This window comes from Variovorax sp. LARHSF232 (assembly GCF_052871435.1).
Window position 1 is genome coordinate 382,161 of record NZ_JBIXJS010000002.1, and the last position, 15,263, is coordinate 397,423.

The 15,263-nt window shown below is 65.1% G+C and carries 14 protein-coding genes; 1 reads left to right on the plus strand and 13 read right to left on the minus strand.

Annotated elements, in window-relative coordinates; translation table 11 throughout:
- Positions 1-46 precede the first annotated feature (46 nt).
- From ACIPRI_RS07240 to moaC, 11 genes are all read right to left on the minus strand, one after another.
- The gene (locus ACIPRI_RS07240; protein ID WP_446620739.1) at positions 47-1,153 is read right to left on the minus strand and encodes a DegT/DnrJ/EryC1/StrS family aminotransferase; all 1,107 of its coding nucleotides are present in this window, start codon (positions 1,151-1,153) and stop codon (positions 47-49) included.
- A 14-nt stretch (positions 1,154-1,167) separates the two neighbouring features.
- Positions 1,168-3,144, minus strand: a complete 1,977-nt coding sequence (locus ACIPRI_RS07245) for an O-linked N-acetylglucosamine transferase, SPINDLY family protein (RefSeq protein WP_446620740.1) — start codon at positions 3,142-3,144, stop codon at positions 1,168-1,170.
- 2 nt (positions 3,145-3,146) lie between these two features.
- The gene (locus ACIPRI_RS07250; RefSeq protein WP_446620741.1) at positions 3,147-3,584 is read right to left on the minus strand and encodes a hypothetical protein; all 438 of its coding nucleotides are present in this window, start codon (positions 3,582-3,584) and stop codon (positions 3,147-3,149) included.
- Between the two features lie 83 nt (positions 3,585-3,667).
- The gene (locus tag ACIPRI_RS07255; RefSeq protein ID WP_446620742.1) at positions 3,668-7,954 is read right to left on the minus strand and encodes a PilC/PilY family type IV pilus protein; all 4,287 of its coding nucleotides are present in this window, start codon (positions 7,952-7,954) and stop codon (positions 3,668-3,670) included.
- 22 nt (positions 7,955-7,976) lie between these two features.
- Positions 7,977-8,606, minus strand: coding sequence for a pilus assembly PilX family protein (locus ACIPRI_RS07260; RefSeq protein ID WP_446620743.1), 630 nt, complete (start codon positions 8,604-8,606; stop codon positions 7,977-7,979).
- A complete protein-coding gene (locus ACIPRI_RS07265; protein ID WP_446620744.1) occupies positions 8,603-9,829 on the minus strand; it encodes a PilW family protein in 1,227 nt (408 codons plus the stop codon). Before ACIPRI_RS07265 ends, ACIPRI_RS07260 begins: the two co-directional genes overlap by 4 nt.
- On the minus strand, positions 9,826-10,248 hold the full coding sequence (locus tag ACIPRI_RS07270; RefSeq protein WP_446620745.1) for a type IV pilus modification PilV family protein: 423 nt from the start codon (positions 10,246-10,248) through the stop codon (positions 9,826-9,828). The genes ACIPRI_RS07265 and ACIPRI_RS07270 overlap by 4 nt, the downstream gene beginning before the upstream one ends.
- A complete protein-coding gene (locus tag ACIPRI_RS07275; RefSeq protein ID WP_446620746.1) occupies positions 10,248-10,853 on the minus strand; it encodes a GspH/FimT family pseudopilin in 606 nt (201 codons plus the stop codon). Before ACIPRI_RS07275 ends, ACIPRI_RS07270 begins: the two co-directional genes overlap by 1 nt.
- Complete coding sequence (locus tag ACIPRI_RS07280) at positions 10,841-11,326, minus strand: type IV pilin protein (RefSeq protein ID WP_446620747.1); 486 nt, start codon at positions 11,324-11,326, stop codon at positions 10,841-10,843. Before ACIPRI_RS07280 ends, ACIPRI_RS07275 begins: the two co-directional genes overlap by 13 nt.
- 209 nt (positions 11,327-11,535) lie before the next feature.
- Positions 11,536-12,195, minus strand: a complete 660-nt coding sequence (locus ACIPRI_RS07285) for a hypothetical protein (protein ID WP_446620748.1) — start codon at positions 12,193-12,195, stop codon at positions 11,536-11,538.
- 38 nt (positions 12,196-12,233) lie between these two features.
- Positions 12,234-12,731, minus strand: coding sequence for a cyclic pyranopterin monophosphate synthase MoaC (moaC, locus tag ACIPRI_RS07290; protein WP_446620749.1), 498 nt, complete (start codon positions 12,729-12,731; stop codon positions 12,234-12,236).
- An 83-nt stretch (positions 12,732-12,814) separates the two neighbouring features.
- Here moaC and ACIPRI_RS07295 point away from each other — a divergent pair, with 83 nt between their 5' ends.
- Positions 12,815-14,383 carry a M48 family metalloprotease gene (locus tag ACIPRI_RS07295; RefSeq protein ID WP_446620750.1) on the plus strand — a complete coding sequence of 523 codons (1,569 nt, stop codon included), beginning with the start codon at positions 12,815-12,817 and terminating at the stop codon, positions 14,381-14,383.
- A 9-nt stretch (positions 14,384-14,392) separates the two neighbouring features.
- Here ACIPRI_RS07295 and ACIPRI_RS07300 read toward each other — a convergent pair whose 3' ends face one another.
- Positions 14,393-14,737: a phage holin family protein gene (locus ACIPRI_RS07300; RefSeq protein WP_446620751.1), complete on the minus strand. Its 345-nt coding sequence runs from the start codon at positions 14,735-14,737 to the stop codon at positions 14,393-14,395.
- Between the two features lie 36 nt (positions 14,738-14,773).
- Positions 14,774-15,253 (minus strand): hypothetical protein, encoded by a 480-nt coding sequence (locus tag ACIPRI_RS07305; RefSeq protein ID WP_446620752.1) that lies wholly within the window; start codon positions 15,251-15,253, stop codon positions 14,774-14,776.
- Positions 15,254-15,263 lie beyond the last annotated feature (10 nt).

Genomic DNA, 15,263 nt, shown 5'->3' on the forward strand with positions numbered 1-15,263 from the left:
AAACTTAGGGACTAAGGCGCGCTTTCTGCGGCCGGTAGGTGGGCGTTCACGCTCCACGGACAATGTTAACTATGCGCGTAACGTCCTGTAACGAGAGCGCAGAATAAATGGGCAGACACAGCACTTTGTTGGCTGCGGCGTTGGCTTCCAGCAAATTTCCTGCCTGCGCCGATGGCAGGTCCTTGTACATCGGGAAATTCGCGATCAAGGGATAGAAGTAGCGCCGGGCAAAGATGCTGTGCGCGCGCAGCTTTTCGTACAACGCATCGCGGCTGATGGGAAAGTTTGCTTCCACCAGAACCGGGAAGTAGGAATAGTTGACCTCGAGCTCGCCCGCGCCTTGCAGCAGGCGGATGCCTGCAACGCCGCTCAAGGCTTCCCGGTAGGCGGCGTCCACCTGGCGGCGCCGCGCCAGCGACGATTGGATGTGGCGCAGCTGTAGCAAGCCGAAAGCGGCATTGACTTCGCTCATCTTGCCGTTGATGCCGGCCTCGACCACGGTGGTTTCGTTGACAAAGCCAAAGTTCTTGAGATGGTCGACGTGCTGCTTGGTATGCGCATCCGGGCAGACAATGGCGCCGCCCTCGAAGGTGTGAAAGACCTTGGTCGCATGAAAGCTCAGCACCGACAGGTCGCCGTGACGCAGCACGCTGCCCTTGGTGTCGCGCACGCCAAAAGCGTGTGCGGCGTCGTAGATGACTTTCAAGCCGTGCTTGTCTGCGATGGACTGAATGGCTTCCACCTCGCAGCGATGCCCGTAGCAATGCACCGCGAGGATGGCCGACGTACGGGGCGTGATGGCAGCTTCGATCTTTGCGGGATCAAGCGTCAATGTTGCCGGATCGATGTCCACGAAGACCGGCTGGATGCGGTTCCACAGCAGCGAGTGCGCACTGGCCACGAAGGAGTAGGGCGTGGTGATGACTTCGCCCGTCACGCCGAGCGCTTGCAGTGCAGTCACCAGCCCCAGCGTTCCGTTCGAGCACAGCGACAGATGCTCCACGCCCAGGAATTCGCACAGCGCCTGTTCGAACTGCTGGTGGAAAGGCCCGCCGTTCGTGAGGATCTTGTTGTCCCAGATCTCGCGCAGGTAAGGCAGGAATTCCTCCAGCGGCGGGAGGTCCGGCTGGGCGACGTAGATGGGCTGGGTCATGGCTGCCGTGCGGCTCAGGCCGGCTGTGCTTGCGCCTGCCGGCTGCGGCAGTAGTCCTGCCAGCAGGACTGCAGAGCGCCTTCCAACGAGGCCGTGACCTCGATCGCCAGGTGATTCGTGATCGCTCCCAGCTTGCCGCGCAGCGAACTGCGTATTGCGCTCAACTCCTCCAGATGGTCCGAGAAGTAGACGGCCTGCTCCACATAGTGCTGCTGGGTGGTGGCACAGAAGTCTGGCAGGCCGACACCGCGCATCACTGCGGCTCCGACCTTCGACAGCGTGGAGTCGCCTTCCAGCGCAACAAGCGGCACGCCCATCCATAGCGAATGGAAGGTGGTGGTGCCGCCGTTGTAGGGAAAGGTGTCGAGCGCCAGGTCGATCTGAAGATGCAGCGCCAGGTAGTCGACCAGGCCTACCTTGGGATGGAAGACGAGGCGAGCGGGGTCGACGCCGTACCGACTGAACTGGGCAGAGAACCGTTCAATCAACGGCGCCGTCGCGTTGCCGAGCAAGAGCCTCGAATTTGGGCTCTTCTGCAGAATGCTCGCCCACAGCGCGATCGCCTCGTCCGTGATCTTCGTCGGATTGTTGAGGCAGCCAAAGGTGAAAGGCTGGCCGCCCAGGGCTGGAAGCCCATTGACCGGCGGGCTGTCCGGCGAAGGACTGAAGGTGCCGCTCGACGGCAAGCGGATCAGCTTTTCCGAATGGAATTGTTCGCTGGCTCCCGTGGGGTCCAGCGCCTCTTCGGTGATGCGGTAATCCATGGCCCGAAGGCCGGTGCTGGCCTGGAAGCCCAGCCAGGTCATTTGAACCGGCGCCGGCTTGCGTGCAAAGGTGAGCAGCCGGTTGTGGCCCGTGTGGCCGGACAGATCGATGAGCACATCGATCTGATCGGCGCGAATGCGCTCCGCCAGCGCCTCGTCGCTCATGCCGTGGCAGCCCACCCAGTGATCGGCCATGACCTGGACGCGTTGCGAAACCGAATCGAACGTGGGGTGCGAGTAGTAGCAGAAGAGCTCGAACTTCGACCGGTCGTGGTTGGCAAGAATTGGCTCGATGAAGTAAGCCAGCGCGTGATTGCGAAAGTCACCCGAGACATAGCCCAGGCGCAATTTGCGCATTGGGTTTTCGTCTTGTTCGTAGCGACCCCATTGGTCGATGAGGGGCGTTTCGAACCGCTCCGAGAACTCCCGAGCCACCTGGAACTTGTCCGCCTTGGACAGCTTCGTGCTGTATTGGATGCACAGCAGGTAGTTGCTGAAGATGCTCGCATCATCCGGCGCAAGTGCCATCGCCTTTTTTAGCGCTGCGGCGGCTTCATCGCGCTCGCCGACCTGCATCTGCGCGTTGGCATAGCTGGACAGCAGATACGGCGCTTCGCCATTCAAGGCGACGGCGTCGCGATAGACCTCGGCGGCGCTCGCGAAGTCGCCGCCTTCAGCCAGCAGATTGCCCAAGTAGAACTTGAAGTCGGCATTCGCCGTAAAGCGCGCAACGCCTGTTTCCATCAGGGTCCGGGCTTCGCCGGAATGCCCTTGATTGAAGAGCAGCAAGCAGAATTCGAGATAGAGATGCTCGAGTTCGGGCGCCAGCGCGTGTGCCTTGCGCCAAGCTTGCAGCGCCGCCTGCGGCTGGCCCATTTCGCGATAAGCCTGGCCTAGCATGTAGAAGCCATCGCCGCTTTGCGGGTCGCGCGCCACGGCGTTGTTCAGCGTTTCGATGGCTTGTGGAAAGCGCCCCAGCTGTAACAGCGAGAAGCCGAGGCCGACGTTGCCGGAGCCACTGCTGGGCTCCAGCGCGATGTGCCTTGTGTAGTGCTCGACCGCTTCCGCATAACGCTCGCGCTGCACGGCAGCGTTGCCAAGCGACAAGTGGTCTTGCTTAGGCGTCGGTTTGGGCGATGCTGGCGCCTCGGTCGTTGCGCGTGGCGCAGGCTCCTTGCCACCTGGCGAGCCACCCAATCCCAAGACTCGCTTCAGCGCGTTGAACATGCCTAGTTGCACTTGAGCAGAAGCCAGGTGGTGAGCTTTTCCGCGTCTTCCTGATCGAAGCCGTTGTCGAGCAGCTCGAACTTGAACGCGCTGCCCAACTGCGCCTTCGAGTAGATGTTCAGCCTGTTGCTGGTCCTGAATTCGGCCAGCTTCTTCTCAATGGAAAGGAGCGCGGCGTCAAAGCGCTTCTCGCCCTTTTTGGCGGACTTTGCGCGTGCGCTCTTCTCGGCTTCGGTCGCGGCTCGCTGAACCAGCAGCATGGCCATTTGCGTGCCGAACTGCTTTGCGGCGCCGGCGCCGAACCACTTGTCAAACATGGTAAGTAGGAAGTACTGGATTGAGGCTTTGGCCCGCTGCGGCGCCAGGAAAACAGCCCTCAGGCGCCTTCGGAAAAAGGTGTCAACAAGTGTATACGTAGGTCTTGCCGCAACGTTGGCCACGAGTCGAAATTCGCCCCAGCAAGCAGATTGCTTGTTCGGGCGCGTTACCTTTCTGCCACGTTCATTGCTTGCGCGGCCTTCCCTCACTCCACCGTCGGCAACTCCCTCCAATTCAACAACTTCGTCGAAGCACTCCCCGACAGATCCGTTCCAACTTTGCGGATGCCACCCTGGTTGTCCCCCGCTATCAGCAGCGGCCGCCCGTTCAGGCTGACAAAGCGCAGGTCGGTCACCGAGTTGGTGAAAGTCTCATAAGGCGCGGCGGGTGACAGTACCGACTTGCCCGTGGTGAAGTTCAGTGCGTAAACGCGGCTCTGGCCCGAGGGGCTGCAGGCGTCGCCCGTGGTGAGCATGGAAGCAAAGGCCACCACGCCGTTGTAGGCAACAGGCGGCGAGACCATGCGCCAGCCGACGACGTTGGTGCCGCTGCCGCTGGTTCCCAGGTCGATGTACCAACCCTTCGACGTGGCCGAGAGCGAGATGCCGGTCAGGAGGTCGGTGATCGGCGTGAGGTCTGCACGGGTGATGGGGCTGCTCACGCTCGAGAACGCGCCCGCGGTGCCATCCAGGATGCCGTAGAAGCTCTGCGGTGCGCTCGAGCTGATATCTGTGACTGCCAGCAGGCGGCCGGTGCCCACCAGGATGAAGCGCTTGCGCGTGGTGGGGCTGATCTCGATCAGCGGGGCCGTGGTGATCGGTTGTGCCGCCGGCGTGCTTGCACCATCGGTCAGTGTGGCCAGCTTGACTGGTGCCGGGTAGGCGCCGGTGCCAGTGCTGGTCAGGTCGAAACGCCACAGCACGCCGTTCATGTCGCCGACGTAGATGGCATCGGATTCATACTTGGCGTAGTCCTGCACGTAGGCCGACGCGTAGGTCAGCCCCGGTGCAGCTTCGCCCGTGCTCACCTTTTCCAGCAGCGCACCGTTGCGTGGATTGACGAAGTACAAATAGCCGTTGTCCGTCGTGGTGCCGTCCTTGTAGCCAGACGTGAACACAACGACCCAGCCGTACTTCTTGGTGCGCACCACCACCGGCGGGCCATAGCTGTAGCCCATGGTCGAGTCGGTGAACTCCCACAGCACCTTGCCGGCAGCCAAGGCTTCGCTGGTGATGGATGCGGGGTCGCTGACGTCGAGGGCGTAGTAGCTGCGGCCACCCTTGCCCAGGCCGCCGATCAGGATGGTGCGCCAGGCGGAGTTGTCGGCGCTGGTGGTGGTCTTGGTGCCGCCGGCGTAGTTGAGATCGATATCGAAGGCCAGCGGCGTGGCGTCCACGTAGTAGTGGTGCACGTAGTTGGGGTTGCCCAACTGCGCCAGGCCGTCCACCTGCGGCGTGCCGTTGGGGCCCTGGAACAGCGCCCTGGGCACGTAGGCAAACACCTCCTTGCCCGCATCGGTCGCTGCGCCTGTGGCGTCGGTACTTTCGAGCTTGCCGTTGAAGGCATGCAGCATGCCGTCGTTGGCACCCACGTACACCATGGTGGGCCGCGATGCTTTCGCGCTCTTGAACGCAGCGTAGCCGGGGTTGAGCGAGTCGCCGTATGGTGCGCTGGGTGGCCCCACGGGCGTGACCTTGGCGTTGACGATGTCGCCCAGCGGCACCGTCCGGGTGCGATAGGGGCCGCCATTGGCGGCCTCGCGAGAGCGATCGCCACGCAGGTAGTCCAGGTAGTTGGCCGTTGTGGCATCGCCGCCGTAGGTGGTGGCCAGCGCTGTCAATTGCGCCGATGTGATTCCGTCTGTCGCACGGAAGGGAACGCCGGCCGAACCGCTCCAGGTCACGACCCGGCGATTGGTGTTCCAGCCGGTGCCGGCCAGTTGCGCGTTCAGCTTGCCGGTGGAATTCCATCGATCGGTTGCAGTCGGCGTTCCGTCTGTGGCGAAGCTGAGTTCGCGCGCCGTCAAAACGCCGCTCCAGTCGCCGGAGTCGTATTGCGACGCATAGGCCGCGCTGCCCGATTGCGACACCTGCGCCGTCGAAAGCGAGAACGAGGTGGTGTAGGCCTTGATGGCATCGGCGATGCTGGCAAAGGCGCGGGTCAGACCGGTGATCAGGGTATCGGGACGGCCGCCTGTGAAGTAGTTGTCGGGGCGCGGCTGCTCGGCGGTGGTTCCCGTGCCGACGGTGTCGGTGTTCGTGCGCCACCACGACTCTTGGATCGTCGCTGCGGTCGTCGTCGTGGCGTAGGGGTTGAAGTCGGTCGGCACCTTCATGCCGCCGAACTTGGCTGCCAGGTAGAACTGATTGTTGGCCTCGAAGGCCCGCTCCAGCACGTCGACCCAGTAGGTCTGCACGGTCTGCTTACCGACGGTTTGGGCCACGCGGGTGCCATCGACGCGGGTTGCGTCGGGGCGGATGTCGGTGGTGTTGGCGTCGTAGGCCAGGCCAGCCATGTAGAAGGAGTTGTTGCGTCCGCTGCTGTAGCTGCCCAGATCCGTCGCGTGGTAGTTCTGCAGTGCGCCCACCTTGTTGGTGGCGGTCACGGCATTCACGGTAGTGTCGTCGCTGACCTGGCTCGGCATGGCGCGCTCGCCAACCGTGCGCGTGTTGCCAGGCACGTTCTTGTCCACGTGCGTGTAGATGTCGCCGATGCCCAGCACGAAGTTGCGCTGACACGAATACTGAATCGGGTCGTCCCATGTCTTGATGACCGGGAAGCCATCGATGTAGGTGCGACGGGTCGCGAGATCGGCGCCTGTCATGGCGTACCAGGCAGGCACGTTGCCCAGGTTGCGGTAGTAGCGCAACGCGGCGTAGTACATCTCGCTCACCGGGTCGAAGTTCTTGTAGTTGCCCGGGTACAGCTGGCCAAACTTGTTCAGATAGTTCATCACGCCGCTGTCTCTGACGGTGACGTTGAAGGTACCGTCTGCCCCGACGCTGGCCGCGTCCGTTCCCATGGCTGCTGCGTCCGCTGTGTCAGGGTTGCGCGCCATCTTGCCGGTGTCCGGATCCCATTCGCGCAGTGCGTTGTTCGAGGCGGGTGCGCCGGGCACCGGGTAGGTCGGGCCCACGAACTTCTGTCGTGCACGCATCACGCCGCCGTCGCGCGGCGCGTTGGCCGGGTCGGTCGCGCCGTTGTTGCCGCTCGCATCGTTGAGGTATCCGAAGGCGCTGAAGCGCATCTTGTCGGAGTATTTCTGGATCAGCCCCTCGGGCTTGTAGTTGTTGCCGTAGCGCTTGCAGTTGGCCTCGACGCCGCCGGCCGCGGTCGACGGGTCGCATACCTTGACACGCATGGTGTAGTCGCGCGTTCCGACTCCGCCATGGAAGGGCTCGAAGCCATCGGTGGAGGGCCGCTTCCAAGACAGCTGCATGGTGGCGCCGCCGGAGGCGTCGTAGTAGTCCATGCGAACGCTGAAGCTCTGGCCGGCATTGAGGGCGACGTTGCCGGAGGTGTCGGTGGTCGAGCCGTGATTGGTCCAATTGTTGATGATGCGATTGCCATCGTTGAAGGCGTTTCTGCCCGTGGTGTCTACCCAGACGCGGATGCCGTCATCGGAAAGGGTCTGGAACTGGTAGTTGCCGGTTTCGGGCGCCGTAAAGGTACCGGTCAGGCGGGCCGAGAAATCCTCAGCATCCACGCCGTCACCTGGCGAACCGTTGCCCCAGTTGTGATAGCCGTTGTCGTTGCTGACGGTCAGGACAGATCCTGTGCTGCCAGGCGAGGTGCTGTTGTAGTAGCGTGCGGTGAAGGTTCGCGTCGAGTCGCCTTCGACGTTCAGGCGCATCTTGAAGCCTTGGCCGTTGAGCTGCACGTTGACGCGCGTGGCCGCGAATGGCGTCGCGCCCGCGATGTCGCTGACGGTGAGGTCTCTATCGGGGAACAGGCCCTGACCCGAATGCCAGGCTTTCTCCAGGATCGTCGTGTTCAGGGGTGTGCCGTCTGGCTCGCTGGGGCCGGTGTCGACCACCCGGCGCCCGCCGGTCATCGCCCAGCGAAAGGGGTCGATGGTGGCCGTGGAGGCCCAGTTCAGAAAGTTGCCGCTCCATTTGGCGTCATTGCCGCCGGTGCAGGTGTGGTTGCTCGCCGCCCCTTGCGGATAGAAGTAGCTCGTATCGCCGGTGTTGGTGCTGTTGGCAGTGGTATCGACCTGGTACAGATAGCACTTGTCCGGATCGAAGTAGCCCAGGTACTCGGTGGCGCTGGCGTAGTTGCCCACATGCGCGGTGCGCGAAGCGGTCGGCCATTCCACCGACAGTGCCAGCGCCAGGTTGCCCGGTACGCTGGTGGTCGAGAACACGGGTTGATCGGCGAGGTCCGCCGTCAGGGCGGTGCTCGACAGGCCGAGCAGCAGCGAAGCAGCCAGCGCGGCGCGCAGCAGCCCGGACTTCACCGGCGATAGGGGGGTAGAGAAGGCGCGTTTCATCTTCTTGTCTTTCGTGGCTCTCTCAGTCGGGCTTGCTGAACGAGGTCTGCATGAAGACCTGCGTGCTGCGCGGCCCGGTGACGCGGATGGTCACGCGGTAGACGGAGGCGGTGGTGACTGCGGGGCCGCCCGTGCCGGCGGTGCCGCCGGTGGGCGCCGACTGCGCCTGCACGCAGTTGTTGCTCGACGGCACCCCGGCGGCGGAGCACATGCGGTCGATCAGGTAGCGGATCTGCACGTCGTCGCTGGCCACGTTGCTGTTCTCGCTGGTGAGGTCGTTGGTAGTCACGCCTACAGCGCCGAAGGTCTCGTCATTGCCCAGCATCGCGGTGGGGATGCCTTGCGAGTTGGTCGCCAGCTGGCTTGCCCTGTAGTTCAGGCTGATGTTGTCGCTTTGCGTGCTGCTCGAGCTCGCCAGGCCACCGGTACCCTGGAACAGCGCCAGCACATGCGCAACCGCTTGCTCGCCTTGGTTGAGCAGGTCGCGCTTGAAGGCCAGGTTGCCGGCGCTGAAGAGCGAACTGTTGGTCGAGCGGATCACCGCGACGCCGCCGGATAGCAGGATTACCAGCACGATCAGACAGAAGATCAGCACCACGCCGCGCTCGCGCGAGCGCCGGATGGGCGTGTGAGTCTTGTTCTTCTTGTTCATAGCGGTGCGGGAGCCAGTTGCATGTTGCGCAGCGGAATCGTCGACTCGACAACCCGAAAGCGGAATTTCTGCGCTGCCGATGTATTCACCTCACCCTGCAGCGAAGTGCTTCCATTGGCGAGGCCGGTGAAGTAGCGGTATGGGCCGCAGGCCGCCTCTGCCGTGGTGGTGATGCCGTCGCACGTGGGCGTAACGTTGGTGCTCTCCGGCGTGGCGCTCTTGAGCACCAGTGCGACGCGCACTGCGACGATCTGCCGGAGGGTGGCCGGCGTGGTCATCACGCTGACGATGTCGTAGCCGGTATCGCCGGGGCCGGCCCAGGCGTCGAGCACGCCATCGCCGGTCGTGTCCAGGCCGTAGATGGCATGGAGTTCCTGCACGCCGTCGGCCATCGCCTGCGAAGCGTCGGTGGTGCCCGATGTGCGCAGCAGGTCGTAGCTGAACAGGGTGTTGTTGGCGCCCACGCCGTACATCGTGAATTGCACGCTGCCGGCCGACGTGGTGCCCAGCGCGGTAACGTAGGTCGAGGTGCTGCCGGCCAGCGTGGCGGCCGTCGTGGTCGTGCCGGCGGTGTAGTAGGTGCCGGACGAGTTGAGGGTCAACTCGCCGGGGCTGGCGGCCGGATCGAGCGCGGCGATCTGCCCCATCAGGCAATCGGTCACGCCGGGCTGGCTCATGAGCAGGACGTCGCCGACGGCAAAGCCGATCGAGCTTTCGAGCTTGAGCAGCGTGGCCGTGCCCGGGTCGCTGATACGGCGCGGAACGCCGCCGGCGTTGCCGTTGCCCCGCATGATCACCAGTACATCCGACACGTCATCGTCCGACATGGACTTGCCGATCAGCAGCGGCGCCACACGCAGGTTGCCGAAGCTGCTGGTGCCGTCAGCCTGCAGGAAGTTGTCGGCGAAGGGCGCGGGAAAGGCGCTGGCGCGCGGCAGGATGGTGCCCACGTTGAGCTTGCAGCCGAATACGCCGTTGTTGGCCGACTGGACCAGTGCCGACCCCGCGCTGCGCACCGCGCGGTCGAGCTGATAGATCGCGAAGGAGCCCGACTGGCCCATGTCGTTGGTCGAGGTGGTCGAACGCCGGTGTGATTCGCCCGTGATCACCACGCTGGTCACGGCCAGCGTGACGATCAGCCCGATGGCCATGGCCACCAGCAGTTCCACCAGCGTGAGGCCGCGCTGACTCGGTCGCGGTGCTTTGGCAGGGTTCAAGCTCATGGCAGCACGACCCGTGTGGTGAAGGTGCTGTCCTGCGCGGAGTCGCGCGAGGGCCGGTGCCACGTGATGGTGATGTCGGCGCTGTTGGTGGTGCCGCTGACGCCAGCAATGGTGCCTTCGCTATTGGGCAGGCCGCTCACAGAGACGGCCTCTACACGCGCCTGCCAGGCCGCAAGCTCCGGCTCGCTGAGCGTCACCGACTTCTTCAGCCACATGACGCTGGCCGCGTCATTGGCCAGCAGTGCGGCGCGGTTTCGGTCTTCGGCATCGATGGAAAAGGACACGGCCCGCGCCTGCAGTCCGAGCAGGCCCAGGAGGCCGAGCGAAAACAGCAGTACCGCGATCAGCACTTCGAGAATGGCGAGGCCCGACTGGGCGTGCCGCCTGCGTGGGGTGGGGACTTGTTGAAAATAAGTCATCAGCATCCGTCCGCGTAGCCTTCGGTCAACGCCTTGGCCGGATCGCACATGCGCACCTGGCCGCCAAGCTTGACCGTCACGCGCAGGGGACGGTCGACGCCGTCCGTCGAACTGGCGAAACCGACCTGGTAGGTCTGATTCGTCGAGCTGCAGGCAACGCTGCCGAAACCTGGCGCGGGGTTGTCGACCATGCGGCCCATGGCGTTGAAGCAGATCGCGGCGGGGCCTGTGATCTGCACGCCGGAAGCGACGTCGGTCAGCACGCCGGCTTCGATGAATGCCACGGGATCGTTGGTGTAGGCCGCGACCGTGTTGAGCGACCAGTTGGCGCCGTTGGTGGCGGGTGTGTGCGCCGTTGCGGTCGGGCTGTCGTTGGTGAGCGTGAACACCACCTGCCGGTTGCGGCGCGTCGCCTCGGCCTGGGCGAGGCGCAGGCCGTTCTGCAGCGAGTCGGCGACGGTGCGGACTTTGCTGTTGCGGATCCAGGCGGAGAACGAGGGCATTGCCAGCGTGAAGAGGATCGCCAGCAGGACCAGAGTGACCATCATTTCGATCAGCGTGAAACCGGGTGAGCCGCGGCCTTGGCGTGCCGTCAGGTCGGGCATGTTGCCCCCTTCTTGGTGATCCAAGTAGTGGTGCAGGTGCTCCAGCCGGAACTGCTCGAAACGGCCGTCGTGGCACGTGTGTTGGTCTCGTTGACCGTATAGGTGAAGCCTTCTGTCGGCCCGCTGCCCACTGCCTGAATCGTGAAGCTGGTGGCGTTGGGCGTGCCGTTGCAGGAAAGCGTGAAGCTGCCTACTTGGCGCCGGCTGGCGGGCGTCACTGCGCACGGCGTGAGGAAGGTAGTGCCTACCGAAGCGTAGGTCCGGTTGTCCTGGTAATGCCGCTCCATGTCCGCCCGCATCGCTGACAAAGCACTGGTGGCGTCCACGATCTGCCCGCGCAGCACATAGTCGCGATAACTGGGCAGCGCGACCGCGGCCAGGATGCCGATGATGGCCACGGTGATCATCACCTCGATCAAGGTGAAGCCACGGCTGCGCTGCTGCGAGCGGCGCGGGAAATAGACGTTGCGCATTGGCGAGAACCCTCTTCAACTCAGAGAAATACCCGCGCGGCTGCAGGTATCAGTTGAAGACAAATGTCACATGATGTGACGAGACTGGGTTCGCCGCCCATCGGAGCAATTCCGACGCTTATCGGCGCTTTCAAGCCCCGTTAGTGCTTACTTTGTAGCGCTTACACCAAAGGTTTATATGCAATTGTTCACACTTTGAGTGGGCCCATTCATTCGAACACGACCTCCACCCGCATTCTTGATTTGGTCGCCTGACCGTCCACCCGGCCCGGTGAAAAGCGGCCCGCCACAAAGGCCTCGCGCGCCAGCTGCTCCAGGGTCGGCGGCAGCAGGATGTCGTCGGGTGCCACGTGGCGCACCTGACCGTCCTCGTCAATGAACAAGGTCAGGACGCCGACCCGGCGGCCCGGGAATTCCTCTTCCTGCGGCGCCTCGATAACGATCTCGGTCAATGCCTCCGGCGGCTCAGTCAGCAGAGCGCGAGGGAGGTAGCCGTCGAATTCGGAAGGTTCGGGCAATGGGCCGGGCGCGGGTGGCTCAGGCTGGGCGGCGGTTGCGGCGGTTGCGACGACGGGTGCACTGGTTGCCGGCGCTGCGGCCTTCGGGGGGGCGTTGGCAACCGGGGCCGGTGGCTTCTTCTTGTTCTGCGCAGGCGGCGCCGGTCTGGGCGCGGCCTTGCCTTCGACCAAACGCACCTGCACCTTTCGCGCTTCCAGCGTGCGGTAGTCCGCCGGCCGGAAGTCGGCCGCCAGCCGGCTCTTGGGCAAACCGATCAGCAGCAGAAGGTGAATGGCGACCGAGACGACGGCGCAGGCGACCAGGCCCCAGTGCAACTGCCGGTGGGGCAGGGTGGGGGGCTGCGTGGTCATCTCGCGACTGTCAGTCGGCTCCACCGCCGCCGCGCGCCTCAATCCGCCACGAAGCTGCCCGACTTGCCGCCGTGCTTTTCCAGCACCCGCACGCCGGTGATCGTCATGCCGCGGTCCACTGCCTTGCACATGTCGTAGACCGTCAGCAGCGCCACCTGCACGGCGGTGAGGGCTTCCATCTCGACCCCGGTGGGACCGACCGTTTCCACCGTGGCCATGCACAGCACCTGCGGCAAGGTTCCGGCCGCTTCGTCGCCGGCCTGGGTGGCAAATTCGACCGCCACCCGCGTCAGCGCCAGCGGGTGGCACAGCGGGATCAGGTCGCTGGTCTTCTTGGCCGCCTGGATGCCGGCGATGCGGGCAACGCCCAGCACGTCGCCCTTCTTGGCGCTGCCCGATTCGATCAGCGCCAGCGTGTCGGGCAGCATCTCGATGCGGCCCGTGGCGATCGCGACGCGGTGGGTGGAGGGCTTGGCGGCGACGTCGACCATATGGGCCTGGCCGCGTTCGTCAAAGTGGGTGAGGGGGGAACTCATGGACTGCGCTTGGAAACGAAAGTTGATCATACGTGCCACGGCCGGGCATTTCCGGGCTGGGCCATGATTCGCACATGTCACGCATGACTTTGAAATCCTGCTGCAGATCCCTTCTTGCCGCCTTGCTGATCGCGGCCCAGCTCCTGCTGCCGCCGCTGGCGCAAGCCCAGCTGCCCGGCATGGGCGACGGCGGCGAGATGACCGCCACCGCCGAGCGCCAGCTGGGCGACCGCATCGGGCGCGAGCTGTACCGCGACAACTCCTACATGGACGACCCGGTGCTGCAGGAATACGTGCTGGCCATCTGGCAGCGCCTGATGGCCGCGGCCCGCTTGCGCGGCGAGCTCACGCCCGAGCTGGACGACCGCTTCGCCTGGCGCGTGGTGCTGATGCGCGACCGCGAGATCAACGCCTTCGCCTTGCCCGGCGGCTACATGGGCATCAACCTGGGGCTGATCGCGGTGGTGAGCAGTCGCGACGAGCTGGCCACGGTGATGGGGCACGAGCTGTCGCACATCACCCAGCGCCATATCGCGCGCATGCTGGACAAGCAGTCCAAGCAGACGCCGCTGATGCTGGCGGCCATGGTGCTGGGTGCCATCGCCGCGGCCAAGAGCAACAGCCGCAGCGGCGGCGACCTGGGCCAGGCCATGATCGCCGGCACGCAGGCCCTGGCCATGAGCTCGCAGCTGAGCTTTTCGCGCGACATGGAGCGCGAGGCCGACCGCGTCGGCTTCGGCGTCATGTCCCAGGCCGGCTTTGCGCCGCAGGGCGCGGCCTCCATGTTCGAGAAGCTGCAGTACGCCTCGCGCCTTTCCGACAACGGCTCGTACCCTTACCTGCGCAGCCACCCGCTGAACTCCGAACGGATCGCCGACATGCAGGGGCGCTTTCAGCTCACGCCCGGCACCGACATCGCACTGCCGCTGGCGATGGACCACGCCATGATCTCCGCGCGGGCCCGCGCGCTGACGCGTCCCGGTGTCGATCAGCTGCGCCTGTGGGTCGATGCCGCGGGCAGCGGCGAATTCGCCAGGAGCGCACCGGCGCAGCAGGCCGGCATGCTCTACGCGGCGGCGCTGTCGGCGGCGCAGCTGCGCGACTTCGAGGCGGCACGCACGCTGGCGGCGCGGCTGGTCACGCGCACCAACGGCGATGCCGCCGCCGCGCGGCTGGCGCGCCTGCTGTCGGCCGAAGTCGAACTGGCGGCCGGCACGCCGGCACGTGCCACCCCCTGGATCGACGCCAAGTCCAAGGAGCGCCCCGAGCAGTTCCAGGCAGGCCAGTGGGCAGTGGCAACGAAGCAGGGCGCGGCGCAGCTGGCGCCCGTCGTTCAGGGCCTGCGCGACCGGGTGGCCCGCGATCCGCGCGACGCCGGCGCCTGGCGCATGCTGGCCACGCTCTTCAATGCGCAGAACGAGCCGCTGCGCGCCGTGCGGGCCGAGGCCGAGGCCAACGTCGCCCAGCTCGACTACGCGGCGGCGCGCGACCGCTTCAAGGCGGCGCAGGATCTGGCGCGGCAAATGGCGGAGGGCAAGGCGGGCCTGCCGCCACTGGACCACTACGAGGCGTCGATCATTGACACCCGTGCCCGCGAGGTGGATGCGCAACTGCGCCAGCAGGCGCTGGATGAGCGCGACCTGCCGCGTTAGTCGAAGTGCTCAGGGCGTCTTCGACAACGCTGCGTCGATGATGAGGCCCAGCGCCGAATAGATCAGCGAGCCCAGCAGCGCCGCCAGGAAACCGGCCACCTGGAAGCCGCTGAGCAGCCCGGAGGCCGACCAGAACATCAGCGCGTTGATGACGAACAGGAACAGCCCCATCGTCACCACCGTGACCGGCAAGGTGAGGATCACCAGCACCGGCCGCACCACCGCGTTGAGCAGGCCGATCACGGCCGCCGCGATGAGTGCAGAAATGAAGCTGTTGACCTGCACGCCGCTGTAGACGTAGGCCACCGCCAGCAGCGCCACGGCGCTGAGAAGCCATTTGAGGACGAGTCGCATCGGCGCAGGATAGCAGCAGCGCCTGCGCGCGGCGGGCTACTCGCCGAACTGCAGGGCCAGCATGAACAGCGCGCCCATGCCGCCCATGCTGCCCAGGGCGCCCTTCCAGCGGGCCGGCGCGGATGGTTGGTCCGCCGCGGGCTGCACCAGCGGCTCGAGCTCGCCGCCCACCTTGGGCCGGCGTGCATCGACCACCGCGCAGGCGGCGCCGTGGTGCAGCCTGAGTTCACGCGTCAGTTCGCTGAGTGGCCCCTTGGCCAGCACCGGCGTGACCCGGCTGCCGCCCTGCATCAGGAGCGGCATCAGCTGCTCCTGCGTCTTGGCAAACCACTTGGCCCGCCAGTTCTCGCGGGAGCTGTGGCTGACCCACTTGCTGATGCGATGCGTCATGCGCGGTGCGCAGGCCACCAGGATCCAGTGCACCGCGCCGGCCAGCGCCGGGTCGGCCGGCGCATGCCGGCGCAACTGCTCGCGGGCGTGGGCCGCATCGTCGACGAACAGGATGATGGTTTCCAAGCTGTGTTCC

What these genes read in the sequence shown, in the direction of transcription:
- ACIPRI_RS07240 (WP_446620739.1), bottom strand. Translation starts at nt 1,153, where the DNA reads ATGACCCAGCCCATCTACGTCGCCCAGCCGGACCTCCCGCCGCTGGAG.
- ACIPRI_RS07245 (WP_446620740.1), bottom strand. Translation starts at nt 3,144, where the DNA reads ATGTTCAACGCGCTGAAGCGAGTCTTGGGATTGGGTGGCTCGCCAGGT.
- ACIPRI_RS07255 (WP_446620742.1), bottom strand. Translation starts at nt 7,954, where the DNA reads ATGAAACGCGCCTTCTCTACCCCCCTATCGCCGGTGAAGTCCGGGCTG.
- ACIPRI_RS07260 (WP_446620743.1), bottom strand. Translation starts at nt 8,606, where the DNA reads ATGAACAAGAAGAACAAGACTCACACGCCCATCCGGCGCTCGCGCGAG.
- ACIPRI_RS07265 (WP_446620744.1), bottom strand. Translation starts at nt 9,829, where the DNA reads ATGAGCTTGAACCCTGCCAAAGCACCGCGACCGAGTCAGCGCGGCCTC.
- ACIPRI_RS07270 (WP_446620745.1), bottom strand. Translation starts at nt 10,248, where the DNA reads ATGACTTATTTTCAACAAGTCCCCACCCCACGCAGGCGGCACGCCCAG.
- ACIPRI_RS07275 (WP_446620746.1), bottom strand. Translation starts at nt 10,853, where the DNA reads ATGCCCGACCTGACGGCACGCCAAGGCCGCGGCTCACCCGGTTTCACG.
- ACIPRI_RS07280 (WP_446620747.1), bottom strand. Translation starts at nt 11,326, where the DNA reads ATGCGCAACGTCTATTTCCCGCGCCGCTCGCAGCAGCGCAGCCGTGGC.
- ACIPRI_RS07285 (WP_446620748.1), bottom strand. Translation starts at nt 12,195, where the DNA reads ATGACCACGCAGCCCCCCACCCTGCCCCACCGGCAGTTGCACTGGGGC.
- moaC (WP_446620749.1), bottom strand. Translation starts at nt 12,731, where the DNA reads ATGAGTTCCCCCCTCACCCACTTTGACGAACGCGGCCAGGCCCATATG.
- ACIPRI_RS07295 (WP_446620750.1), top strand. Translation starts at nt 12,815, where the DNA reads ATGACTTTGAAATCCTGCTGCAGATCCCTTCTTGCCGCCTTGCTGATC.
- ACIPRI_RS07300 (WP_446620751.1), bottom strand. Translation starts at nt 14,737, where the DNA reads ATGCGACTCGTCCTCAAATGGCTTCTCAGCGCCGTGGCGCTGCTGGCG.